General features: G+C 41.7%; 22 protein-coding genes, 1 tRNA gene and 2 pseudogenes. 7 read left to right on the top strand and 18 right to left on the bottom strand.

Annotated features, from left to right (window positions below):
* Nucleotides 1–154: 154 nt before the first annotated feature.
* Both O9334_RS12975 and O9334_RS12970 read right to left on the bottom strand, forming a co-directional pair.
* Nucleotides 155–427: a DUF2283 domain-containing protein gene (locus tag O9334_RS12975; protein ID WP_080754365.1), complete on the bottom strand. Its 273-nt coding sequence runs from the start codon at nucleotides 425–427 to the stop codon at nucleotides 155–157.
* Nucleotides 378–644 (bottom strand): hypothetical protein, encoded by a 267-nt coding sequence (locus tag O9334_RS12970; protein WP_002798441.1) that lies wholly within the window; start codon nucleotides 642–644, stop codon nucleotides 378–380. The genes O9334_RS12975 and O9334_RS12970 overlap by 50 nt, the downstream gene beginning before the upstream one ends.
* A 45-nt stretch (nucleotides 645–689) precedes the next feature.
* Between O9334_RS12970 and O9334_RS23170 the strand changes: the two are divergent.
* Nucleotides 690–918 (top strand): annotated as a pseudogene (locus O9334_RS23170) (hypothetical protein).
* On the opposite strand, the gene O9334_RS12965 reads toward O9334_RS23170, so the two are convergent.
* The 8 genes and pseudogenes from O9334_RS12965 to O9334_RS12930 form a co-directional block, all read right to left on the bottom strand.
* Nucleotides 836–1,090: a hypothetical protein gene (locus O9334_RS12965; protein WP_288000461.1), complete on the bottom strand. Its 255-nt coding sequence runs from the start codon at nucleotides 1,088–1,090 to the stop codon at nucleotides 836–838. The pseudogene O9334_RS23170 and the gene O9334_RS12965 overlap by 83 nt on opposite strands.
* Nucleotides 1,091–1,393: 303 nt before the next feature.
* The gene (locus tag O9334_RS12960; protein WP_045362733.1) at nucleotides 1,394–2,131 is read right to left on the bottom strand and encodes a hypothetical protein; all 738 of its coding nucleotides are present in this window, start codon (nucleotides 2,129–2,131) and stop codon (nucleotides 1,394–1,396) included.
* 103 nt (nucleotides 2,132–2,234) lie between these two features.
* Nucleotides 2,235–2,519 (bottom strand): DUF1214 domain-containing protein, encoded by a 285-nt coding sequence (locus O9334_RS12955; RefSeq protein ID WP_288000459.1) that lies wholly within the window; start codon nucleotides 2,517–2,519, stop codon nucleotides 2,235–2,237.
* A gap of 216 nt (nucleotides 2,520–2,735) precedes the next feature.
* A complete protein-coding gene (locus tag O9334_RS12950; RefSeq protein WP_190359776.1) occupies nucleotides 2,736–3,074 on the bottom strand; it encodes a DUF2442 domain-containing protein in 339 nt (112 codons plus the stop codon).
* The gene (locus tag O9334_RS12945) at nucleotides 3,028–3,285 is read right to left on the bottom strand and encodes a DUF4160 domain-containing protein (protein WP_002792623.1); all 258 of its coding nucleotides are present in this window, start codon (nucleotides 3,283–3,285) and stop codon (nucleotides 3,028–3,030) included. Before O9334_RS12945 ends, O9334_RS12950 begins: the two co-directional genes overlap by 47 nt.
* A 180-nt stretch (nucleotides 3,286–3,465) precedes the next feature.
* Nucleotides 3,466–3,564: pseudogene (locus tag O9334_RS12940) on the bottom strand (DUF29 family protein); the annotation flags it as partial.
* Between the two features lie 143 nt (nucleotides 3,565–3,707).
* Nucleotides 3,708–4,403 (bottom strand): metal ABC transporter ATP-binding protein, encoded by a 696-nt coding sequence (locus tag O9334_RS12935; RefSeq protein WP_045362761.1) that lies wholly within the window; start codon nucleotides 4,401–4,403, stop codon nucleotides 3,708–3,710.
* Nucleotides 4,404–4,516: 113 nt separating this feature from the next.
* Nucleotides 4,517–5,446, bottom strand: a complete 930-nt coding sequence (locus O9334_RS12930) for a metal ABC transporter solute-binding protein, Zn/Mn family (protein ID WP_288000456.1) — start codon at nucleotides 5,444–5,446, stop codon at nucleotides 4,517–4,519.
* A 399-nt stretch (nucleotides 5,447–5,845) separates the two neighbouring features.
* On the opposite strand from O9334_RS12930, the gene mfd reads away from it, so the two are divergent.
* Nucleotides 5,846–9,355, top strand: a complete 3,510-nt coding sequence (gene mfd, locus O9334_RS12925) for a transcription-repair coupling factor (RefSeq protein WP_288000454.1) — start codon at nucleotides 5,846–5,848, stop codon at nucleotides 9,353–9,355.
* Nucleotides 9,356–9,656: 301 nt separating this feature from the next.
* Here mfd and O9334_RS12920 read toward each other — a convergent pair.
* The 5 genes from O9334_RS12920 to O9334_RS12900 all read right to left on the bottom strand — a co-directional run bounded on the left by O9334_RS12920 (nucleotide 9,657) and on the right by O9334_RS12900 (nucleotide 15,208).
* Nucleotides 9,657–9,743, bottom strand: a tRNA-Ser gene (locus O9334_RS12920).
* Nucleotides 9,744–9,859: 116 nt separating this feature from the next.
* The gene (locus O9334_RS12915; protein WP_288000453.1) at nucleotides 9,860–10,957 is read right to left on the bottom strand and encodes a glycosyltransferase family 4 protein; all 1,098 of its coding nucleotides are present in this window, start codon (nucleotides 10,955–10,957) and stop codon (nucleotides 9,860–9,862) included.
* Complete coding sequence (locus O9334_RS12910) at nucleotides 10,957–12,786, bottom strand: tetratricopeptide repeat protein (RefSeq protein WP_288000452.1); 1,830 nt, start codon at nucleotides 12,784–12,786, stop codon at nucleotides 10,957–10,959. The genes O9334_RS12915 and O9334_RS12910 overlap by 1 nt, the downstream gene beginning before the upstream one ends.
* 257 nt (nucleotides 12,787–13,043) lie before the next feature.
* A complete protein-coding gene (locus O9334_RS12905; RefSeq protein WP_045362718.1) occupies nucleotides 13,044–13,880 on the bottom strand; it encodes a metallophosphoesterase in 837 nt (278 codons plus the stop codon).
* Nucleotides 13,881–13,972: 92 nt separating this feature from the next.
* Nucleotides 13,973–15,208 (bottom strand): LL-diaminopimelate aminotransferase, encoded by a 1,236-nt coding sequence (locus O9334_RS12900; RefSeq protein WP_288000450.1) that lies wholly within the window; start codon nucleotides 15,206–15,208, stop codon nucleotides 13,973–13,975.
* Between the two features lie 278 nt (nucleotides 15,209–15,486).
* Here O9334_RS12900 and O9334_RS12895 point away from each other — a divergent pair, with 278 nt between their 5' ends.
* Nucleotides 15,487–15,699, top strand: coding sequence for a DUF2839 domain-containing protein (locus tag O9334_RS12895; RefSeq protein WP_045362712.1), 213 nt, complete (start codon nucleotides 15,487–15,489; stop codon nucleotides 15,697–15,699).
* A gap of 329 nt (nucleotides 15,700–16,028) precedes the next feature.
* Here the strand turns inward: O9334_RS12895 and O9334_RS12890 are convergent, their stop codons facing one another.
* Nucleotides 16,029–17,585, bottom strand: coding sequence for an AAA-like domain-containing protein (locus O9334_RS12890; RefSeq protein WP_288000447.1), 1,557 nt, complete (start codon nucleotides 17,583–17,585; stop codon nucleotides 16,029–16,031).
* A 357-nt stretch (nucleotides 17,586–17,942) separates the two neighbouring features.
* On the opposite strand from O9334_RS12890, the gene O9334_RS12885 reads away from it, so the two are divergent.
* Both O9334_RS12885 and O9334_RS12880 read left to right on the top strand, forming a co-directional pair.
* Complete coding sequence (locus O9334_RS12885) at nucleotides 17,943–19,196, top strand: competence/damage-inducible protein A (protein WP_288000445.1); 1,254 nt, start codon at nucleotides 17,943–17,945, stop codon at nucleotides 19,194–19,196.
* Nucleotides 19,197–19,392: 196 nt separating this feature from the next.
* Nucleotides 19,393–19,524 carry a hypothetical protein gene (locus O9334_RS12880; RefSeq protein WP_002757361.1) on the top strand — a complete coding sequence of 44 codons (132 nt, stop codon included), beginning with the start codon at nucleotides 19,393–19,395 and terminating at the stop codon, nucleotides 19,522–19,524.
* Between the two features lie 329 nt (nucleotides 19,525–19,853).
* Here the strand turns inward: O9334_RS12880 and O9334_RS12875 are convergent, their stop codons facing one another.
* Nucleotides 19,854–21,449 carry an Hsp70 family protein gene (locus tag O9334_RS12875; RefSeq protein ID WP_190380643.1) on the bottom strand — a complete coding sequence of 532 codons (1,596 nt, stop codon included), beginning with the start codon at nucleotides 21,447–21,449 and terminating at the stop codon, nucleotides 19,854–19,856.
* Nucleotides 21,450–21,640: 191 nt separating this feature from the next.
* Between O9334_RS12875 and O9334_RS12870 the strand changes: the two genes are divergently transcribed.
* Together O9334_RS12870 and O9334_RS12865 are read left to right on the top strand one after the other, a co-directional pair.
* Nucleotides 21,641–22,240, top strand: a complete 600-nt coding sequence (locus O9334_RS12870; RefSeq protein WP_045362702.1) for a Uma2 family endonuclease — start codon at nucleotides 21,641–21,643, stop codon at nucleotides 22,238–22,240.
* A gap of 122 nt (nucleotides 22,241–22,362) precedes the next feature.
* The gene (locus O9334_RS12865) at nucleotides 22,363–22,830 is read left to right on the top strand and encodes a DUF29 domain-containing protein (protein WP_045362699.1); all 468 of its coding nucleotides are present in this window, start codon (nucleotides 22,363–22,365) and stop codon (nucleotides 22,828–22,830) included.
* 99 nt (nucleotides 22,831–22,929) lie between these two features.
* Here O9334_RS12865 and O9334_RS12860 read toward each other — a convergent pair.
* Nucleotides 22,930–23,184: Uma2 family endonuclease (locus O9334_RS12860; RefSeq protein WP_288000443.1), on the bottom strand; the 255-nt coding region annotated here is incomplete at its 5' end.

Genomic DNA, 23,184 nt, shown 5'->3' with positions numbered 1-23,184 from the left:
TATAGCGGTAAGCGCTTGAGTGAGATACAGACCAAGCTTTGCCTAGCATGGTTTATAGCTTGTGACACTGTACCTAATACGACTGCACACCGCTATAAGCTAGTGAGGTACACATATTTTTCTTCCCTTTTGACTTTTGCCTCTTGCCTTTTGCCTAAAACCCATAACTTTTGTACCTCAGCAGACTGAAAAACGCTATAGCTACCTGCACATTCGGAGAAAAATTCTCGATTTTTCGAGAAGCATTAAGAATTTCAATCCCGATTACATTACCTGCTTGATCATAGTCAAGAATAACCCCCGGACTGATTGCCTCACTTTCTTCTACGGGTGTGTCATGCCAGGTAATTGTTAAAACGTCAACTTCAGCATCATATTTAGCTTTCATTTGATAGCTGCCTATATTTTCTAAGTTTACTGGTAACATATAGTGTAACAATTTTTTGAGGCTCAACTAAGTCATTAATGTAAATTCTCAGAAGATAAGTTTTATTGTTAATGGCGACAAACGTACCTTGATAAACTTTGAGTCCATCTTCTTCTAAAATTTGCTCAGGATTATTGAGGATGTCCTGCAATATTTTTAAAGAGATTTGGCGTTGAATAATTTTTTCTTCGGCATGGTGACTTAAAATAAAGTTCACGAGGATTTCGGAGTATTTTTTTGTAAGGGATTAGGGTTCTTCGGTTTGTCTTATGCAATGGACGGGGTTATAAGGAATGAAACCTTTATAGAGACAGACATTGCCGCAATTTTTGTCAATTGTTTGCGGTCTGGAGCGAACTAATCAATTAAATCTCTTGCCAGATAAGGATTTAGTCGATTTATGCCCCCCTATCGAACCATACCAAGTAACGAAGAGCCATAAATTTCTTGAGCATCTGCTAGGGAATATTCAATTTCATCTTCTTCTTTGAAAAATTGCTCTAATGAAAATTTTTGCCAGTCTTCATCTTGCCAATTAGTATATTCTGAAATGTTGTTTGGCTCAGGGGAAATTAATCGGGTAAAGTTGGCAATTTTTTCAATAATGTCATCAGGTAATCGGTCAATCTGTTGGTGAAGTTCTTCACGAATTGTAGCAGACATAAGTTAAATTATTTGATTAAGGTGTAGAATTGATGGTATTGATTATAACTCAGATATTGGGTGGTAATTTGGGAAAAAAGTAATGTTGGGTTTCGTCACCTCAATTCAACCTACAAGATCGCCCCTCCTCCTCAAAATCGCCCCTCCCCATCATCAAAAAAACGATCGCCCCTCCTCCTCCTCAAAAAGTGATCACCTCTCCTCATTCCCCAAAAAAAGATCACCCCTCCTCATCACAAAAAGTGATCGCTACTTTCTTCTTCACCTCCCAAAAGTGATCGCACTACAAGATCGGTGATCGTACTAAATATTTATACCCAATTCATAGGATTTTTTGTAAATACGATTGGTCTCTTCCTTGATCGCTTTAAATTTTTGGTAGAAGGCTGAGAAGTTTAATTCTTTTTTGGAGAGGTCATAAAAAATCATCATTTCGATGTTGAGCATCTGACTATCGGTATCGATTTTTAAGCTTCTAAAGCCTATCGCTCGGTTACGATGTCTTTCTGGTTCTATTAAATCATTAACAGCATCTACTAAAGGTCCGCCAGCAGTAAATATCCCCACTAATCCTGTTAAGGCTCCAATGAGAAAGCTTCTTCTGCTTAGAGGGCTATTGCTGTTTTCATTCCTAGGGTTTCGAGCAAACCATAAAGCAGAAAATAGTGTTATTGTCAATCCTACTAAGATTCTCCAAAAACGATATTGTCTTTTGTTCTTGCTTGCTATCCTTGCTTCTTTTTCACAAATAATAGAAAGATTAGCTAGGCTTTCCCACTGCTGGGCTAGATCTTGTAGTAATTCATGTCTCCAGTTATCTTGCTCTACTAACTCTGGGAATAATGATTTTTCAAATATAATTGGGGATAGTTCTTTTTTTTGCTTATCTTCTTTAACATAATGGTCTTGTTTAACTTTATCTATAGCTTTATTTAGGTCAATTCTACGAGCAGTTATTTGCTCTTTAAACTTGGCAAAACTAAAATTATTTTGGTTATTTTGTTGAGTTATATTAGTTGTCATACATTCGTAAAAAGTCATGAAATATGATCGCCAATTTTATTAGCCAGAAAAAAGGCAATATTGTATTGTATCACCTCAACCCAAGCAACAAATCGGCGATTCAGCCATATTCTCAATAGGACTATTTCAATAACTCAATTTCCCCTGGTCGCCAAGTCTTGTCAAACCAAGGCTCAAGCGGGCTATAAAGTCGAAGAATCGTATTCCAACCCGTGCCCGGATTTGTCTGCACCCAATTATTCTCCTTACCAGCAGGCGGTTTCGGCCTGAAATAAATATCCACAGAACCATCGGCATTAACCAAAAGTCCCTTTGTCTGACTACCGACACTGGGAAACAGTTGATCCGTCTGAATCATCGATCGCATCTGGTTACTATAAAGAATCACTGACCAGAATAGTAGCACGCTAGGATGTGTTAACGTAACGCAGAATAATTACAAATTCGTCATGATTAAAAGCAAAAAAGCGCGTTAAGTAACTATTTTTTAAGTCAAGACGGCAATTAGCGATCGCCCCTCCTGATCAAAAAGCGATCACACCATGAGAAGAAAACCTGATCGCACTAAAGTCCAAAATAATCGCAAATCAGATAATTATTGTTAAGAAAACAATTTGGTACGTTACATTTCATTAGCGTACCCTACACGCTCACCGACCATACTAACCGGTTGCTTGTCGAGAGCAATTTCAAATAAAAATTCAGGGGCAAAGTCTGCTCCGTTTGGCCATTCTATTGTCCGACTATTGACATATACTTTTTGAAATAAGCTTTGATCTTTTAAGGGTTCAAAGATTTCCCCATACAATTCTTGTTCTAAATCTACAATCCCTTCTATTCCATTATTAAAGGTTAGCTTTAATTGATACTTATCCAGATATTCCACACAGATAACATGAAGAAATAGCTCCTTTTTAGGGAAGGGGATCGATTCTGTTAAGAGGTTTTCTTTGACGCGCATTTTCCCAGTTCTCCAATAGTTCAGATTGGTGTAGATCAAGCCACTCCCATATTAAATTTAGTCCTCTTTTGGGCATTTGACCACAAACTTCACCTGTGTGAATCATTATAACCGCTTCATAATCTTGATACTCGGCATGGATATGAGGCGGATTGTGATCGTTATAGTTCATGGTGATTTTTATTCCATAGAAGCTTGATAGAGTGGGCATGAGTAAGAATAGTAATAAAGGTTGCTTTCTAAAAGTTTTCCCCCTATTGTAAGCGATCGCCCTTGGCGTTCCAGCAATGGTAATTTTAAAGTTTAATCAACAAAATAACAGCGATTACATTGAGCCTAGTCATAATGAAATTTACAACTAATAATAATAATTTTTGTCTCTGTTGGTTCCCCAATCCAATACATCTGTCTGTCTTTGTCGCAGTTGTTTGGCCGTTTCTTCTAACCAAGCAAGATAGTCTTGTTCGTATAAGTCTTTAGCGCTGGTCAGGTATTAGGTTTTTATTTTCTTGACGCTTATCTAACCTAAAAAAAGAGGGTTTGCAGGCAGGCACGGATTCCCATTATATATATAAGTATCTGTCAAGTGCGGGGATTTGTCAAGGGTTTTGACAGTAGAAAGGGAGAAACCTTTTAACAATACACCTGTTCTAACATAGCGGCAGTGAGAGATTTTTCACCGTGATAATAGAGACGACGATTGAGACAACCGATCGATTTAACATAGGTAGATAGGGTTCCCAGATCATGGGAAATAATTAAAATGGTCATCCACTCATTCAATTCTTGCAACAGGGAAAAAATACTAGCGCGCATTTGGGGATCGACACTGGCAGTGGGTTCATCTAAAATCAAGAGACGGGGTTCTACCGCTAAAGCGCGAGCGATATAAACCCGTTGGCGCTGTCCTCCCGAAAGTTCGGCAATCGACCTTTTTTTCAACGCTAACATTCCCACACTATCTAAAGCTTTATCTACCCTTACCTCATCTTTTTTACTATAGCCTTGCCAGAGTTTTTTGCTGCTCAATCTCCCCATTTTCACCACCTCACCCACAGTGATGGGAAATGAGCGATCGCATTCGACAAACTGCGGCACATAACCGACTAATTCCCGACCTTTTTGGACAGTTTGCCCCAAAATACTGACTTCTCCCCGCCAAGGTTTAATTAATCCCAGTAAAACCTTAAGGAGGGTAGTTTTTCCTCCTCCATTCGGGCCGATAATTCCGAGAAAATCCAGTTCTTGAATGGTTAAATTAATATCTTCGAGGATGGGTTCCTGTTCGTAGCCGGCCCAGAGATTACTAATGGTAATGATCGTTGACATATACAATAGGGCAAAATTAACTTCTTGGTTGGGATAGGCAAAAGGCAATAGGCAATAGGCAAGAGGTAGTTAGATATGTGCAATTAATTGTGTCTAGCTACATATACAAACAATTACTGATTTAAAACTGTGGCCATTTTTTGGGAAACTTGTCGTAGGTTTTCACTCCAATTTTGAGCAAAGGCACTGATAGGGATTACCTGTCCGCCAATTTCCCTAGCAATGGTTTCGGCAGTTTTCTGGCTAAATTCTGGTTGAGCAAAAATAACTTTAATATTCTCTTCTTTTGCCTGTTTGATTAGTTGACTTAACTGGGCAGCACTGGGTTCATTGCCTTCGATTTCGATCGCAATCATCTCTAAACCGTAATCTTGGGCAAAATAGCCCCATTCGGGATGAAAGACCATAAATTTTTTGTTTTTGATCCCTGCCAAGTTTTGCCGAATTTCTTGATCTAATGCGTCTAATTCCTGACTGAATTTCTCAAAGTTAGCCCGATAGATAGCGTCCTGACCCGGATCGAGTTGTGCTAGGGTTTGATAAATAGTCTCTGCTTGTGCTTTGACTCGTTTTGGTGATAACCAAATATGGGGATCTAGGGTGTTTTTTCCAGCTTGATGTTTTTCTTCCTTAGCGTGATCGTGATCATGATCGTGATTATGTTCTGCTGTCAAAGGGATTTTATCTACTCCTTGACTGGTATCGACGATTAACATCTGTTGGTTAACACTGTTTAAGCGATCTTTCCAGGCATCTTCTAAGGATACACCGATTTTAAAATAGGCTTGCGATCGGGCTGTGGTTTTTAATTGTTCGGGTTTTGGTTCATAGGTGTGGGGATCTGTCCCAGGTTGAATCATGGCATTAACACTGACTCTATCACCGCCGATGCGTTTGACAAAATATTCCTGCGGTACGATACTCACTGTCACCTGTAAGGGTGTCTTTGCTTCCTCTTCCTTGACCGAAGGACTACTACAAGCTGTTAAGCTGGCTATAGTCAGGGTTAAAGCGATCGCTGTTAACTGGAAATTTTTACCCATCGGATTAACTGAGTCTGATTATGATTCTGATCTTATCACAGTCGGTGATAATCGTTATCATTCTGAAAATATCTCGGTATAGATGTACTGGTTTTTCGTCCTTCGATCTTTCGCTCCCAATTAAAAAATTTTCTCTTGCTAACTAACGCTTGACATGATATTATATAGATAATGGAAAATCCGTGCGCCTACGACCCCCCTCTGGTCAAGCCAAATAAAGCCCAAAAAAATTAACCCCAAAAAGTAGTGGGTGAACTGAAAACTGATAACTAATACTTGCTAAGACTGCACCGAAGTTGGGAGCAGGGATAGGAAGCCTGAGCATTTGTACTAAAACTCCCAAGAGGCAGTTTAAATTCAGTAGAGCTTAACTAAAAACCGAGCGCCGATCACGAAAAAATGACTTTTGCCTCCGTTATTCGCAACATTGAAAAATCGCCCTTAACTGCCGAACTTATCCAAAAACTGGAGAAAAATGGCAATTTAACCCTAACCGGCCTTGCCCGCTTACCGAAAGGATTAATCAGCACAGCTTTCGCCCGTTGTCAAGGAAAAAATCTTTTAATTATCTGTGCCAATCTAGAAGAAGCGGCACGTTGGGCGGCACAATTAGAAGCAATGACGTGGAAAGGTGTTTTCTTTTATCCCACCTCGGAAGCTTGCCCCTACGAGACATTTAATCGGGAATACGAGATGATTTGGGGACAGATGCAGGTATTATCGGCCCTTCGACGTAGCTCAGGGCAAGCTCTAATCAGTCATCAAGAGGCCGGAATTGCGATCGTTACCACCGAAAAGGCCCTGCAGCCCCATTTACCCCCTAGAGAGGTTTTCGAGCAATATAGCGATAATTTTGAGGTAGGAACGGTTATAGAAGCCAAAAACCTCGATCTAACCCTAGCTAGATTAGGATATCAACGGGTTTCACTGGTAGAAACCGAAGGGCAATGGAGTCGTCGCGGCGATATCGTTGATATTTTCCCAGTTTCGGCAGAATTACCGGTCAGGTTAGAATTTTTCGGCGATGAATTGGAAAAATTGCGAGAATTTGACCCTGCCACCCAAAGATCCCTCGATTCTATCCCCAATCTGCTTCTTACTCCCACTAGCTTTGCGGCGATGATTGCCCCTTCTCTTCCCCCGACAGTGGCCGATTATCTAGGGGCTGAAGAGCGAGAAAAATTAGCTAATGGCATTTATCCAGAGGGAATTGAGCGATTTTTAGGCTTGTCCTTCCCTCAACCTGCCTCTTTATTGGATTATCTCCCCGAAAATACCCTTATTGCCTTTGATGAACTGGAAAGCTGTCAAGCTAGAAGCGATCGCTGGATAGAATATATTGGGGAACGCTGGCAAGAGATAGAACCACCATTACCGAAAATTCACCGTTCTTTTGGCGAATCTTTGCAAATATCGGCCAAATTTCCCCATCTCTACCTCTCGGAAATAGACGATCACCTCTGCGAAAATAGCCTTAATCTCTCCAGTCGTCCGATTCCCACCAATCCGGGGCAATTCGCCAAACTAGCGGAAATTTTACGGGGAAAAAGAGAGATTTATAGCGGTATTAAAGTAAATAAGTACGCTACATGGTTAATATCTGCCCAACCCTCCCGCACAGTCTCGTTATTACAGGAACACGACTGTCCAGCCCAATTTATCCCCAATCCCCTCGATTTTGGGGCGATCGAGCGCTTAATAATTCAAAACACCGCTACAGCCCTAAAATACTCAGGATTAGCTGAATTAGAAGGTTTTATCCTACCCACCTATCGCATAGTCGTCGTTACCGATCGAGAGTTCTTCGGGCAACATCTTTTAAATACTGCCGGTTACGTCCGCAAACGTCGGCAAGCAGCCTCGGTACAGGTGGACGTGAACAAACTCCGTCCCCTCGACTTTGTAGTACATAAACACCATGGCATCGGACAGTTTATCAAACTAGAAAAGCAGGAAAGCACAATTAGCGGAGTAGTGCAAGGTCGAGATTATCTAGTTATTAAGTATGCTGATGGATTATTGCGGGTTCCTGCCGATTCTGTTGATAATCTCTCCCGTTATCGTCATACAGGTAGTCAAGAGCCTGAATTACATAAAATCTCTGGCAAAGCGTGGGAAGCGACGAAAGCTCGCGTCAGGAAGTCGATTAAGAAGTTAGCGGTTGATTTAATCAATATTTACGCCCAACGCGCCCAAAAATCGGGTTTTGCCTATCCGATGGATAATCCCTGGCAGCGGGAGTTAGAGGATTCTTTTCCCTACCAACCCACTGCTGATCAACTGAAAGCGATACAGGATGTGAAACGGGATTTAGAAAGCGATCGCCCGATGGATCGCTTAGTCTGTGGGGATGTGGGTTTTGGTAAGACAGAAGTGGCGATTCGTGCTATTTTTAAAGCTGTCACCACGGGTCATAAACAGGTGGCTTTATTAGCACCAACAACGATTTTAACCCAACAACATTATCACACCCTAAAAGAACGTTTTGCTCCCTATCCCATTAATGTGGGTTTATTAAATCGTTTTCGCACCAATTCCGAGAAAAAAGATATCGTCCAGCGCTTGAAAACGGGGGAATTGGATATAGTGGTGGGGACGCAGTTGTTATTGAGTAAAGCGGTGGAGTTTAAAGATTTAGGATTATTGGTAATTGATGAAGAACAGCGTTTTGGGGTCAACCAAAAGGAAAAAATTAAGGCTTTTAAAAGTAATATTGATGTGTTAACCTTGAGTGCGACACCGATTCCCCGTACTCTTTATATGTCCCTTTCTGGGGTGCGAGAAATGAGTTTAATTACCACACCCCCTCCCTCTCGTCGTCCCATTCAAACCCACCTTTCTAGTTATAATTCTGATGTGATTAGAACGGCAATTCGCAATGAATTGGATCGGGGGGGACAGATTTTTTATGTAGTACCAAGAATCGAGGGAATTGAAGAAAAAGCGGCAGCAATTCAAGGGATGATTCCGGGTGCTAGAATTGCCATCGGCCACGGTCGTATGGATGAGTCCGAATTAGAGACCACCATGTTAGCATTTAATAATGGGGAAGCGGATATCTTAGTCTGTACGACTATTGTGGAGTCGGGTTTAGATATTCCCAGAGTTAACACGATTATCATTGAAGATGCCCAAAAATTCGGTTTAGCGCAACTCTATCAACTGCGGGGACGGGTGGGGCGATCGGGAGTACAAGCGCACGCTTGGTTACTTTATCCGGCCAAGGCAGAACTAACAGAAACCGCTCGGGAAAGATTAAAGGCAATTCAAGAATTTACCCAGTTAGGATCGGGGTATCAATTAGCGACTAGGGATCTGGAAATTCGCGGTGCGGGTAACTTATTAGGTGCGGAACAATCGGGACAAATGGAAGCGATCGGTTTTGATCTATATATGGAAATGTTACAGGAAGCATTGCGGGAAATTCAAGGTCAAGAAATTCCCCAAGTGGAGGATACCCAAATCGATCTGAAATTGACGGCATTTATTCCTAATGATTATATATCCGATCTGGAGCAGAAAATGGATGTCTATCGGGCGATCGCTACTGCCAATTCTCAGAAAACTTTAGGACAAATTGCCGCCGATTTAGTCGATAGATACGGGGCAATTCCTTCACCGGTGGCACAATTATTTAAGGTAATCGAGTTAAAACATCTGGCTAAATCCCTCGGTTTTTCGCGCATTAAACCCGATGGAAAACAGCATATTATCCTAGAAACTCCTATGGAGGAACCGGCGTGGAAATTATTACAAGAACACCTACCCCAACATATACAATCACGCTTTGTTTATAGTCCCAAACAGGTGACGGTTAGGGGTTTAGGAGCGGTAAAACCACCACAGCAGTTAGATAGTTTATTGGAGTGGTTAGCTAAGTGTAAAGATGGTTTACCGAGGGGGAATTAGACTAAATCCTGTTTAAAAAGTATAAGAGAGTGGGAATTATCAATTATAAATTATGAATTATGAAGTGGGGAGCAGGGGAGAAGATAATAGATAAAAGTAATCTCCTGTCTCAACCAGGAAATTAATTTTGCAAGACTACCTAAGTAGCTGGTTATAATTAAATTAAACATGGATTTTGCCTTTAATCCCCCCTTGATCCCCCCTTGATAAGGTAGGGTTGATTCATGAATCAACCCTACCCTTGATAACGGGGGTATCTGATAATTTTTAACGCCTACCTACCTATGAGGTGCTTTGGGAACGGAGAGAGAGGGATTCGAACCCTCGTTAAAGTTACCCCTAAACAGCATTTCCAGTGCTGCGCCTTCAACCGCTCGGCCATCTCTCCAATTGAGGTCACGATCATCAATCCTACAGCAAATGCTGCCGATCTGTCAAATTATTTTTCTTTTTCCGACGATGACCGATCAGGTTATACTTCATCTGGACGGGAAACCCTGTCAGTTAAGCACACCCTAGATATTGATTTAAGATTGCTGCCGTAGCTAGACCAGTTTTTTGCCAACTAAACTCATCGGCCCGTTTTTTGCCTAGATGACTTAATTTTGAGTGTAATTGTCGATCTTGAGCGATAATTTTTAGGGCATCGGCTAAGGCCTCGACTCGATAGGGATCGATTAAAATTGCCGCTTTTCCCGTGACTTCGGGCAAAGATGACAAATTTGAGGTGATGACCGGTGTACCGCAGGCCATAGCCTCTAAAACGGGCAATCCGAAGCCTTCCCAGAGACTAGGGAAGACTAAAGCAGTGGCTTGACTGATAACTTTGGGTAGGTGATCGTAGGGGATATAATCGAGAAATTTAATGCGATCGCTGACTGCTAATTCCCGCGCTTGTTGTTGTAAATTGGGGGTATAACGGCGATCGAAGCTGCCGGCAATCCAAAGATGATAATCTGTTAAATCTGGGGGCAGTTGGGCAAAAGCGGCGATTAAACGCGGTAAATTTTTATAGGGATTGGGACGACCGAGATAGAGAAAATAGGGATGCTCTGGCTTATTATCTTCAATAGGGCGAAAGTGATGATGATCGTAGGCTAGGGGAATAGAAGTAATTTTATCGGCGGGAATTTGATAATATTCAGTGATATCTTTGGCCGTTGCCTGAGAGTTACAGATGATATGTTTTGCCTGTTGTAATACCTGCGGCACATAATAACGGAAATAGTGGGTTAAGGGGGAAGTAAGACTGGGAAACCGCAGGGGAATTAAATCGTGGACCATGACGACAAAGCGACAGTGAGAATTTATCGGTGCTTCCGGAAGGGGAGAAAAGAGTAAATTGGCGTTTAATTGTCGGTAAATTGACGATAACCGCAACTGAGTCCAGAGTAAGCGTTTTAAATGACCTTTCGCTCCTCGATCGGGGGCGAGACCCTTGGGGATAGAATAACAGTTAAAGTCGGGATAACTATTAGCTGTTAGTAGGGTTGGTTCTAAATTTTTTAGGTAGGGTAAGAGGTTAAGAATGTAGGTACTGATTCCCGTGGGTTGGGGAAAAAGTACCGAGAGATTAATTAATAACTTAGGCTGTGTATTCACTAATTACCCTGTTGATATTTGCTGAGAATTTCTGAGATATATTGGTAGCCTTCCACTCCAAGGGATTTAATCAGGGAGGAACGTTCCTGACTGAAAGTCTGTTCAAAAGCTGCGATATTTTTGCCGCGAATAACCGTTAATAGACTAGCAGCTTGTCGCCATTCTACTGCACCGATTTCGTGTAGCCAATACATTCCTAGAGAACCCATATAAATGGCCTGTTCAAAATTCTTGTCTTGATAGTAAGCTTCCCCTAAATAAGTTAGTAATAAACCTTGCAGATATACATCTCCGTAGTATTTGGCCGATTCCAATCCTTGCAGGAGAATATTAATCGCCTCTTGAGTTCTTTCAAGGACAAGATATGCTAAACCTAAACTGCTACAACAAAGGGATTTACTCTGCCAATCTTGGAGACTTTCCGCTAACTTTAATCCCTGCTGTAAATACTCGATCGAACTTTGATAAATTTCGGGATCGTATCTCTCTAACTGTTGCGCTTCCTGTACCTGACTATAACCCAAATTAGCTAAAGCGTTAGCCTGTCCTAAACTATTACCCTGTTGACGACTTAAAATTAAAGCTCTCTGACTTAAATTAATCGCTTCTGCATAGTTTTTTTGGATAGCATTGAGACGAGATAAATGGTTTAAATTAGCTATTTCACAAGCAGAGTCCTGCTGTTGACGAGCAATTTCTAAAGCTTGTTGATGACATTCTATGGCCTGTCGATAGTCGCCGCGAATGCGATTAGAATAGGCAATTAAAGTTAAAATTCTCGCCTTTTCTCCCGTACCTTCCACATAACGCAGAGGAATTGATAAATAATCTAAGGCATCCTTGAGATAACTGCCAGAAAAGGAGGCAAAAATTCCTCCGTATAAAGGAAAATAATCCCGTTGAGCAAAGGTTCTCAGAATTTGTAAAGCCATCTGAAAACAGCCGCGACTATAGAGGGAATTTTTACTAACTTGCTCGAAACTATTGGTTAACAGCGACCAAATTAAAGCAAAGGTGAGAAAGGTAGAAATTGATAATTTTGCTCCCAGTTTTTCGCTATAGATACGCTGATCAAAAAAGTTAATTAGTCCCCTTTGGATATATTGAAAAACAATAGCAGTTTCTACCCAATCGGTTAAAGTTAAATCCTGGGTGAGAGAATCAAAAGCTTGTTGATTAGCTAAACTTTCTAAGACTCGTTTTAACCAAGAGGGATTAACTTTACTTGCCCAAATTTGCCAGGGTGTCACTCGCTCATTATCATTAGTAAAACCAAGATTGCGATTTTGTTCGTAGAGCCAACTGGTGAGATCATTCGATAAATTTGACCAAGTATTTAACCCCAGATTAATCCCCGTGGCAATTTGCCATAAATCTGCTTCTCCCCGCTGCTGAGAAACTGTCTGTAAATGCTTGGCTAACTGTTGTAATTGTTCTCGGGTTAAAGCATTATTTTGATTGGGATCGATTAAATTCACTAACGTCAGTAAACGATCCTCTCGATCGATTTTTACCAGATTATCGATCGCCGCTGCAGTGAGAGAATTTTGCTGATTGGTTTTTTGATATTTTTCCCATTCACTTTCGATCGTTTCCAAGGCCCGTAAAACCCTAGTCGCTTTAATTTTTGTTTCTAACTGTGAGCGAGTAAAGATTATTTTTTCGGTTAAACAACGCTCAAAAATTTCTCCTGTGCCATTTTTTACTCCCTCGGCTAAAAGGTTATAAACCTGTGATTTAGCCCTAATTTTTCCTTCTAAAGTTAGATTGACAATGCGCTCAATTAGTGCATTATAAGTTTCGTTGAAGTTATCTCTATTTTCTGTCATAGGGGTTTTTTCAGTTATCAGTAAACAGTAAACAGTAATCAGTGAAAAGACAGTAGTAAACTTCTAAGCTGTACTGAATTTAAACTGCGTAGGGGAAATTTTAGTACAAATGCTCAAACTCCCTCTCCCTGCTCCCAACTCTGGTGCAGTCTTAACGAGTAATTTAGATAGTCAACAGCTGATTTAATGCTGCACACTTAAAACTTAAAACTTAAATCTGATAACTGATAACTGATAACTGATAACTGATAACTGATTCAAGACTGACTGCCGTTGATCAAAGTAATTACCGTCACTTCGGGGGGACAAAAAAGACGACCGGGAAAATAGGTTCCTAAGCCGCGATTCACATATAATTGATTTTCCCCGACTCGATGAAATCCCTCGGACCATTGCCAGTATCGGACTACTCTGCTGAACTGCCGATGAAAGGGGACCCATGGACGATATGGTTCAGGCAGCGATCGCCTAAATTCCTCTAAAACTATCGGTAGGGAACCCATACCGGGGATAGTCACTTGGCCTCCGTGGGTATGACCAGATAACTGCAAATCCACGCGCAAATCCCTTAAAACCATGGCTGTATCGGGATTGTGGGAAAGGACGAGTCTGGGTATATCGGGAGAAATTTGCTCGAGGATTTGCGGTAAAAATTCCCCGGACCAATAATCGGCCAATCCGACGATGGGAAAATTTTCGCCGTAGGGTGTGACGATTTCATTCCAGAGTACCCGAATTCCCACGCTAGTTAGGGCCGATATGACCGTTTCCCTTGCCTGCGGAAGATAACTGTCATGATTTCCTAAACAAGCATAAATACCCCCTTGACTTTTGAGAGCTTTTATGCTCTCGACTAGGGCAAAAATTGGCCTGGGACTATCGGTAATAAAGTCCCCCGTCAGGAAGATGAGATCGGGTTTTTCCTGATTAGTAATGGCGATCGCTTCTTGCAGGACAGCTACAGGCAAATGCTGTTCATCGCAGTGCAGATCTGACCACTGCACCAACTTGATCCCTTGCAGATGTGCCGGTAGGCCGGCAATTGCGATCGTTAATCTTTCTACCTGTAAGGATTCTAGCCAAAAGGGTCGCATCGGTGAGCCGTTGTCGGTGAGTATGTCAACAGTCTATCAATTCCCGATGGGGTTGTTGGGGGATGCTTCCGCAAACATCCCTCTTTTGACCATTAGCCTTGAAATTTACTGATAATTCTCTCCATGGCGGCCTCGACGTTGGCACGACTATTAAAAGCCGACAGCCGGAAATAACCCTCTCCGGCAGCCCCAAAGCCAGATCCGGGGGTTCCCACCACATTACAGGTATGTAGCAGTTTATCGAAGAAATCCCAACTCGATAGACCTTGGGGCGTTTTTACCCAAACGTAGGGCGCATTTACGCCGCCATGGACTTCTAAACCGGCGGCGGTTAATTTTTCTCGGATAATTGTTGCATTTTGTAAATAAAACTTGACAAGTTCTTGTACTTGTGCTTGTCCTTCCGGGGAATAAACCGCCTCGGCCCCCCGTTGGACAATGTAGGAAACGCCGTTAAATTTGGTCGATTGCCGACGATTCCACAGTTTCCAGAGTTGCACATCCGTCCCGTCGGCCGCTTTGGCCGTGAGACTTTGGGGAACCACGGTTAAAGCGCAACGGGTCCCGGTAAAACCGGCATTTTTAGAAAAAGAGCGAAATTCGATCGCACATTGCCGCGCCCCCTCGATTTCATAGATGGAATGGGGTAAACTGGCATCGGTGATAAAGGCCTCGTAGGCCGCATCAAAAAAGATAATCGATCCGTTGGCCCTGGCATAATTGACCCAAGCTGTCAAGTGTTCTCTGGTAGCCGTGGCCCCGGTGGGATTGTTGGGAAAACAGAGATAGATTAAATCGACTTTTTCCGCCGGAATCTGGGCAGTAAAGTTATTTTCGGCGGTAATTGGCAGATAAATCAACCCCTCGTATTCGCCGCGGTCGTTAGCCTCTCCCGTGTGTCCGGCCATAACGTTAGTATCGACGTAAACGGGATATACTGGGTCGGTCACAGCGATCGAGTTATTATCTCCAAAAATATCGAGAATATTGCCCGTATCGCACTTAGAACCGTCAGAAATAAAGATTTCATCGGCACTTATCTCACAACCGCGAGCCTGAAAATCATGGACGGCGATTTTCTCCCTTAACCAAGCATAACCCTGTTCGGGACCGTAACCCTTAAAGCTAGAGCGATCGCCCATTTCCTCCACTGCTTTGATCATGGCCTCGCGACAAGCTAGGGGCAAAGGTTCGGTGACATCCCCAATCCCCAGACGGATAATATTAGCATCGGCATTGGCTGCCGCAAAAGCTTGGACTCGTCGGGCAATTTCCGGAAAAAGATAACCCGCTTTTAGTTTTAAGTAATTACTGTTAATGGTTGCCATAATTATTCTCGTTTCAGTCGCAACCTTTAATTCTATAATAGTCAGTCATCGGCCGTCAGTTTCGATCGCTCTCCTTGATGCACTAAGCTAAGAGGCATTTAAACCGCTTATTCTTAGATTAGCCGAACCTCCCCCAATCCCTTTACTGTTGCCTTTTGCCTCTTGCCTCTTGCCTCGTCTCAACAAGCAATTTAAATTACGAACAGCTTAGGATTGGGTGTAGGCGGTTGTCTTTCGATATACAATCAGATAAAAACCTCTTAATAATTGACATTAGTATGGGTGAATCAAAACGTCGTCAATCGGCCCTGGGTGATAAATATGGACAGGAGGAAAATATCCTGCCTTGGCTACCGATTACCAAAAGTCAAGCAGCCCAAGCTTACAAGTTAACCACTAGGGGGGCATGGATTGGTATAGGAGTTTTAGCCGGGGTTTGGGTAGTTATTCGCTTTGTCGGGCCAGCTTTCGGTTGGTGGGATGTCCAATAAACAACGGCTCTCTTCGGTTTGGTGGTTAAAATGTATTCTAAGATACAGTCACGCTGGCGGTCGCAACGCGCTCGCTACGCGAGATCGAGTGGAACGAACCACAAAGATACAAAGGACACAAAGATTGATCGCTCCTATATAAGTTAAACTTATCACACAAAGAATAAGAGAGCCAATCGTCTTTTTCCCTAATCCCTAAAAGTTGTCCTTAGTCTTTGTTTACTCTACAATTTTCAAGGATACAGAGAAAAGCGATCTGCAAAATTACTTCTTTCCGTTCTCCTCTCTGGGACTGTAGCGCCTCTGCGTGAAACAAAAAAATATAACACTCATGCCCGAATCACAGTAATTCTATATTGATTTTCTGTCACCACAACTTCAGTTGATAACCTTTCTTCCATTGGTAAGGCATTTTTGCGCCTATCAAAGATAAATAACCAACCAAAATCTAAACCCAAACGCCCTAAATAAGATTCTAATTGTTCAATTCCATCAGCTTGCGGATCGCGTTTTTTATCCCGCCATACTTTTAATTCAATCCCTAAAGTTACATCTTTATACTGTAAACATAAATCCATTCTATCGCTACCAATTGCATATTCCCTTTCTAAAACTCCCCCACCATTAACCACACGATGTAAAAAAGCCATTAATACTATATGCGGAGCAATTTCATGGTAAGCAGCACTACTTAATAATGGTTCTCCATGTTGTCGCCAAAACTTGAGAAATGCTGTTAATAAAGCATCTATATTTAATTCACCTTTTGCTGTCAACCAACTAGGACTAATTAAAGGTAAACTGTCCTGAGTTCCTTGTACTAAAACCCGGGGAATAACTTCACGATAAATGGGGTTAGAAATAACTAATCCCCCCATCGGATCACGTCGTAATAATCCTAAATCTATTAAATATTGGCGATCATCTGCTAGAGTATCGGGTAAGGTTTGCCCTGCTAAAATCGGTTCAATAATGTTTTTAACTCGTTTTTCTCTGAGTTTTTCCGCTAAACTATCTAAATGAGTATCCTGACGATTAATTAATATTTCTTTGGCTGTTAAAATATGTTCTTTGGTAATAGTAATACTTCTATCTTTTACCATTTTTTCTACAATTTCTTTAGCTAAAGCATTGACTAACCAAGGTTGTCCTTGAGTTAAATAAAATGCTGTTTCTCTAGCTTCTGGTGTAAAAATTTGTCCAGTTGCTGCTGTATGTTGTTGATATAATTCTCCTACTTCTGCAAGATTAAAATTTCGCATGGTAAGAGAAGCAACTTTTATATTAAAAGGACTAGATGTATTTAATCTATCACTACCACCCGATGCTACTTTATAATCTCGCACATCTCGTAAACCAATTAATCCTACTGATGAGGGAAAATTTTCTGGACGATTAGGAAAACCATCTCTTAACTGTCGTAAAACTGATATTAATGTTTGGTCTTGTAAAGAGTCAATTTCATCTATAAATAATACTAAAGGGCGGTTTAAAGATGTTGCCCAATCTGATAAAAAAGCCTTAATTCTGCTTCCTGGTTCTTCCTGTTGCCATTGTTTAACAGCTGGTTGTAATTCTTTAGGTAAACGGATAGTTATTGTATTATACCAAGTTCCTAAAATTGCCAATTCTGCGGCAGCAGGATCATGATTAAATGCACTTCCTACTTCTACAGATACCATGACTGCGGCATAATTTCCGGTATCGGTAAGTTGTTTTGCTAGGGCTAACATGGCGGTGGTTTTCCCTGTTTGTCGTGGTGCGTGAAGGACAAAATAACTACGTTGTTGAATTAGCTCCTCTAAATCTGGTAATCTGACTGTGGGAGATAGCATATAGTGGATATCGTCTTTACAGGGACCGGCAATATTAAACCAGCGAGTCATAGAATTTTATTATTTAGTGGACATTTTAATTTTAGATGATTTTGGTGGGGTTTGTAATGGCGGGAAGGAAGAGGTGATGCTCGGCAATACTTTGTTATGCTTGATTATGATCAATTATTGTTATGTAGAGCAATGGTAGGCTGATTTTATGTTTGCTAAATCAGATATGGGCTGTTCAGCAAGAAAGTGGCATTTAATATACAAGACCTTGATTGTTGATAGCTTACTGGTATAATGTGGGAGCGCACTGATATTGTTAACTTCCAGTACCATCGTTACCGAAACCCGATCGAACGATGGTGACAGGAGATCAGTTGATGATCAAAATTGAAAATCTTAAGCTAATTGTCAAAAATTATGGCCGCTGAAATTATTTGTGTAGGAACGGAATTATTATTAGGGGATATAGTTAACACTAACGCCCAATATTTAGCCCTAGAATTGGCAAAATTAGGTATTCCCCATTATTATCAAACGGTGGTGGGGGATAATGTGGAAAGACTGAAAAAAGCGATCGCTATTGCCCGAGAACGTTCTTCAATTTTAATTTTTACCGGGGGACTGGGACCGACTCCCGACGATTTAACCACAGAAACAATCGCCGATTTTTTCCAAACGCCCCTCAGAGAAGATCAGGAGATATTAGCAGAAATCGAGGCTAAATTTACGATTTTAGGGCGAGAAATGCCCCCTAGTAACAGTAAACAGGCTTTAATACCCGTGGGAGCCGATTTTTTGCCAAATCCAACGGGAACCGCCCCCGGCATGATCTGGCAACCACAGACTAACCTGACTATTCTCACTTTCCCCGGAGTACCCTCAGAAATGAAGAGAATGTGGGTAGAAACGGCGATTCCTTACCTAGAAAGTCAAGGATGGGGCAAAGAGAGGATTTATAGTCGTTCTCTGAAATTTCGCGGTATCGGTGAGTCAGCTTTAGCGGAAAAAGTTGTCCATTTATTTGATCTGACTAATCCCACCGTTGCCCCCTATGCTGGTTTAGGCGAAGTGCGTTTGCGAATTGCGACGAAAGCCCCTTCTTTAGAGGATGCTTTGCAGGTAATTGAACCGGTAGCGACGGAAATTAAGGAAATTGCCGGATTAGATTATTTTGGTGCTGATGATGATACTTTACCCGCAGTGGTGGGGGAACTGTTGCGGCGACAAAAACAAACTTTGAGTGTGGCAGAATCCTGTACTGGAGGAGGATTAGGGGAAATTATCACCCAAATCGCTGGCAGTTCCGATTATTTTTGGGGTGGGGTTATTTCCTACGATAATCGGGTAAAAGTTGCCCTCTTAGACGTAAATGAGCGGGATTTAAATAATTTCGGGGCTGTCAGTGCCATTGTTGCCCAACAGATGGCCCTAGGGGTGCAAAAACGTCTCACTACCGATTGGGGGATCAGTATCACGGGTATTGCCGGACCAGGAGGCGGCAGCGAGACAAAACCCGTGGGCATAGTTTATATCGGTTTAGCCGATCCTGAAGGAAAAGTGACTGTATCAGAGCATCGTTTCGGAGAAAATCGAGATCGCTTGACAATTCGTCAGATTAGTGCTTATACCGCGCTCGATCGCCTACGCCGGAATTTATTAACAATATCTTAAAAAAGAATTGCCAAGAATATATACTCAGACTAAAAACCTATGTTAAGCTTAATATAAATACAAGATATAGATTCCCCCGCTCGTCAGATTTAACAGCCAAACGATGAAAATCAGTTAAAATTCTCCAGAATCAAGCTGTTGCGGGGATCAATCGACGAAAACTCATAGCTAGTATCTCAAAGGAGCCATTTGGTCAATGGACTATTTAGATGAAGTGATAGACAAGTTGAGAGAATGGGCGCGCAAACTAATCGAGAGTGTTTTTGGTCCGGAACCCGAACCCGAACCCGAACTAATCCCGATCCCCGTGCGCGATCACAGTCGATAAGGCCACCGGTAAAACAGAATATTGCGATAATATCAGTGCAAACTTACTATGAGTCTGCACTTGATTTTTGACTGAAGCCAATCCTAGCTTAGAGCTTGCTGAATAAATCTAAAAACTTTGTTGGGTAACACTTTTAGACTTTTTGTCAATCAAAAAGTACCAGATATGGGAGTGATCGGGGGGAAAATTCAGGTAATTTTTCCCTGAAAATTAGGTAATTGACCACATGAAAAGGGGTAAAACCCTACACCCCACACCCAACCCCCCCGATGTCGGGGGGGTTGGGGGGGCTACACCCTGCCCCCACGAGCAACTTTTTGCCGCAAACCCTAGCTTAATTTGGTGACGATTTGATTATTTAGTAACAATTCTTGACTGAGTAAATCTTCCACATTAATCCGCAGGAAACACTGATCATCAATCCAGAACTGCACTTTAATGCGATCTTTGCCAGGCAAACCTAAAGGATCGAGTTTAGCGATCGATCGGGCCCCCTCGCGATCATTTAAGGGTTGGACGCTAGTTTCTCCATTACCGAGGGAACGAGTAATTAATTTATCACCATCAAAATAGACCTCCATTGCCCCCCTTTCTGGGCCTAATTCGCCGATAATTAACTCAATGCTAGGCTGATTGTCCACGGAAGCACCTAGGACTAATTCCACGGGTTTTTCCATGGGATAGGGTTGTCCAGAGTTAATAATCGGATGCCAAGCGTGGGCATTTTTGCGACGATTCCAGTAACGAATCCCGTAGCTATGATAGAGAAAATCTTTGACTTGATAACCTTGGGCTAATTGTAACGCTCCCAAAGCGATCGCTTCAAAGGGTCGATCCTCTTTAATTTTACTACTATCAAAATACTGTCGCACCCAATCTTTTACCGCCGGAATTTGTACGGTTCCCCCGACTAATAACACCGCATCGATATCGCTAACTTCAACCCCATTGCGTCTTCCCTGTTGCAAAACTCCCGTCATTAAATCATCTAATTGATTAAAAAAGTTTTGTTGTTGGAGAATATCGGTCAATTGTTCTCGATCTAAGCTTAACTCGTAACTCTCGAAATTTTCCTCATCAAAATATACCTCCTCGGCGGTTAATTGGGAAGAAAGTTTAATTTTTAATCTTTCTGCTAGACGAGTAGTCAAGGAAGTTTTCGCTAAAGATTGCTTTTGGGCAAAATAATCGACAATCCAATCGTCGATATCTGACCCCCCTAAATTTGTCCCCGCCTTGGCTAAAACTCTCGCTAGTTTAGTTTTTTGGGCAGAATTATTGCCTAAAAGTTTTTCTCCCCACTTGAGAATAAAACCTTGATTTTTTTGAGGATTATCTAAATCTAATTGTACCAAAGAAAGATCGAGAGTGCCACCGCCAAAATCTACCACTAAAATCACTTGATCCCCAGTGGTTCCATAACCCAAAGCGGCGGCCGTGGGTTCATCAATTAGGCGAATTTGTTCGATTTCCCAACCCTGACAAACATTACTTAACCAATTGCGGTAACTTTCAAAACTATCGACGGGGACGGTTAAAACTAGAGATTGGGGGGTTTCCGGGGTGGTGTTTTTTAAGTGGTCGATGATGCTATCGAGAAACCATTGGCCAACCCCCTCGAAACTGAGGACAGTTTCCTCTAATTCCGGTAAAAATCCTTGAATTTTTGCCCCGATACCTCGTTTAAAGCGACGAAAAAAACGCGGATCTCGATCGATATCTAAACCCCGATCCCGTACCGCTTGACCGGCAATTACTTGCAGGGGATTGGCTGATTTAATATAGAGTAAACTGGGAATTAGTGGCGGATTGTCGGCTATTTGTTGGGATAACTCCGATAATTTCACGGTTTCGGCCCTATTTGTCGCCCCATTCCAACGAGTAATGACGGTATTACTGGTTCCGAAATCAATAGCGTAGAACACGATCGATGGTTTTTAGGTAAATTTAGTTAATTATCCGCCATTGTAACCTGTTATTTACTGAACCCGCCCGATCGAGGTGCAAACTTCCCCAAAAAATAGAGAATTTGGTCAGCGTAAGCTCAAGAAGTCTGAGCAGAAACTTGACAAATAATCTTTAATAGTATATATGAGTTGCACCTGATCAAAGGATTATGTTAGCAGTTACTAGCTCACCCGAAACCCTCTCCTTAGAAATTCCTAGCGCGATCGCTCTCTCTATCACCCTTGAACAGTTTGAAGCCCTTGCTGTGGTCAACCGTGACTTAAAATTAGAACGTACAGCCCAAGGAGAATTAATCGTGAATCCCCCGACAGGTGGTGAATCAGGACAGCGAAATTTTCGTATAACAGGACAATTGTTTCGCTGGTGCGAAGAAAATGAAGCTTTGGGAGTCGGGTTTGACTCTTCCACTGGATTTATGCTACCAAATGGGGCGATTCGTTCTCCCGATCTATCCTGGGTGAGTCGAGAACGCTGGGAATCTTTAACCCCTAAGCAGAAAAAGGGATTTATTCCTCTCTGTCCCGATTTTGTGGTGGAATTGCGGTCTGAATCCGATAGTCTTGACAAATTACAGAAAAAACTGCTCGAATATAAGGAAAATGGCGCAAGGTTAGGCTGGTTAATCGATCCGCAGAATCGGCAAGTTGAAATTTATCGTCAAGGAAAGGAAGTAGAGATCTTAGAAAATCCCACTGATTTATCGGGTGAAGATGTTTTACCCAATTTTAGCTTAAATTTAAAGCTCTGATGTTTTCAGGAGTAATCCTGCGATATTAGACTTCTGGCAGAAGTCAGGCAATAGGCAACAGGCAAGAGGCAACAGTGGTAAGAATCGCCGATTGCTCTATCATATTTTTAGGTCATCATCAAATGAGCATCGAAAAGTCTTTAGTCTCGTCAGGTAAAAGTCTTTATCAAGAAGATTTCTACCGATGGTTACAAGAAACCGCTAACTTGCTCAAAGAACATCGTTTTGAAAAATTAGACTTGGAAAATTTGATCGAAGAAATTGAAACGATGGGAAGGAGTGAAAAACGAGAACTAGAAAGTCGCTTAACCATCATTGCCGAACATCTGCTTAAATTGACTTACTGGCTAACTGAAAAGGAAGCAAATGCTCAAGGGTGGCGCAGCACAGTTGTTGAACAACGCCGACAAGTTCAACGCTTATTAAAAGAGAGTCCAAGTCTGAGAAGATTGATTCCTGAAATCTGGATAGATTGTTATCAAGCAGCCAGAGAAGATACTTTCAGAAAATATCAACTTGCTGCTGATTTATTCCCGATTGAATCACCCTTCACCCTTGCAGAAATCCTTGATTATGACTATCTTCCTTAAAACTGAAGTTTGGTATTTTGTCCATGAATACAATGCCTAACAAAGCAAAGCCTTAAGCGGCAATCACTACTTCTGAATCACTCCCTAAATTAAATTGGCTTACCAAATCAAAGTAAGATTTAAACTAAATTCTGGCAGAATATTCTCCCCCGATAAACTCTCTGGATTAGTTAAAATTTCTACTGCCTGTCCTTGACGATAAATTTCTACTTGTCTAGTTTTTCTATTGATTAACCAACCTAAACGAGTCCCATTATCTAAATATTCCTGCATTTTTTTCCTAGCCGTTTCTATGTTGTCCCTAGGAGACATTAATTCAATGACAAAATCGGGAGATAGAGGTAAAAATCTTTC

Origin of the sequence: Microcystis sp. LE19-8.1F, assembly GCF_027531715.1 — a bacterium.
Classification (GTDB): Bacteria; Cyanobacteriota; Cyanobacteriia; order Cyanobacteriales; family Microcystaceae; genus Microcystis; species Microcystis wesenbergii_A.
Note: the sequence above shows the minus strand (reverse complement) of the source record. Positions and strands in the feature narration are given on the sequence as shown.

Bases quoted from the DNA above. Each gene is read 5' to 3' on its own strand.
- O9334_RS12890 (WP_288000447.1), bottom strand. From the start codon at position 17,585: ATGACTCGCTGGTTTAATATTGCCGGTCCCTGTAAAGACGATATCCAC.
- O9334_RS12880 (WP_002757361.1), top strand. From the start codon at position 19,393: ATGGACTATTTAGATGAAGTGATAGACAAGTTGAGAGAATGGGCGCGC.
- O9334_RS12905 (WP_045362718.1), bottom strand. From the start codon at position 13,880: ATGCGACCCTTTTGGCTAGAATCCTTACAGGTAGAAAGATTAACGATC.
- O9334_RS12950 (WP_190359776.1), bottom strand. From the start codon at position 3,074: ATGCGCGTCAAAGAAAACCTCTTAACAGAATCGATCCCCTTCCCTAAA.
- O9334_RS12885 (WP_288000445.1), top strand. From the start codon at position 17,943: ATGGCCGCTGAAATTATTTGTGTAGGAACGGAATTATTATTAGGGGAT.
- O9334_RS12865 (WP_045362699.1), top strand. From the start codon at position 22,363: ATGAGCATCGAAAAGTCTTTAGTCTCGTCAGGTAAAAGTCTTTATCAA.
- O9334_RS12870 (WP_045362702.1), top strand. From the start codon at position 21,641: ATGTTAGCAGTTACTAGCTCACCCGAAACCCTCTCCTTAGAAATTCCT.
- O9334_RS12900 (WP_288000450.1), bottom strand. From the start codon at position 15,208: ATGGCAACCATTAACAGTAATTACTTAAAACTAAAAGCGGGTTATCTT.
- mfd (WP_288000454.1), top strand. From the start codon at position 5,846: ATGACTTTTGCCTCCGTTATTCGCAACATTGAAAAATCGCCCTTAACT.
- O9334_RS12935 (WP_045362761.1), bottom strand. From the start codon at position 4,403: ATGTCAACGATCATTACCATTAGTAATCTCTGGGCCGGCTACGAACAG.
- O9334_RS12975 (WP_080754365.1), bottom strand. From the start codon at position 427: ATGTTACCAGTAAACTTAGAAAATATAGGCAGCTATCAAATGAAAGCT.
- O9334_RS12930 (WP_288000456.1), bottom strand. From the start codon at position 5,446: ATGGGTAAAAATTTCCAGTTAACAGCGATCGCTTTAACCCTGACTATA.
- O9334_RS12960 (WP_045362733.1), bottom strand. From the start codon at position 2,131: ATGACTTTTTACGAATGTATGACAACTAATATAACTCAACAAAATAAC.
- O9334_RS12965 (WP_288000461.1), bottom strand. From the start codon at position 1,090: ATGTCTGCTACAATTCGTGAAGAACTTCACCAACAGATTGACCGATTA.
- O9334_RS12945 (WP_002792623.1), bottom strand. From the start codon at position 3,285: ATGCCCACTCTATCAAGCTTCTATGGAATAAAAATCACCATGAACTAT.
- O9334_RS12895 (WP_045362712.1), top strand. From the start codon at position 15,487: ATGGGTGAATCAAAACGTCGTCAATCGGCCCTGGGTGATAAATATGGA.
- O9334_RS12910 (WP_288000452.1), bottom strand. From the start codon at position 12,786: ATGACAGAAAATAGAGATAACTTCAACGAAACTTATAATGCACTAATT.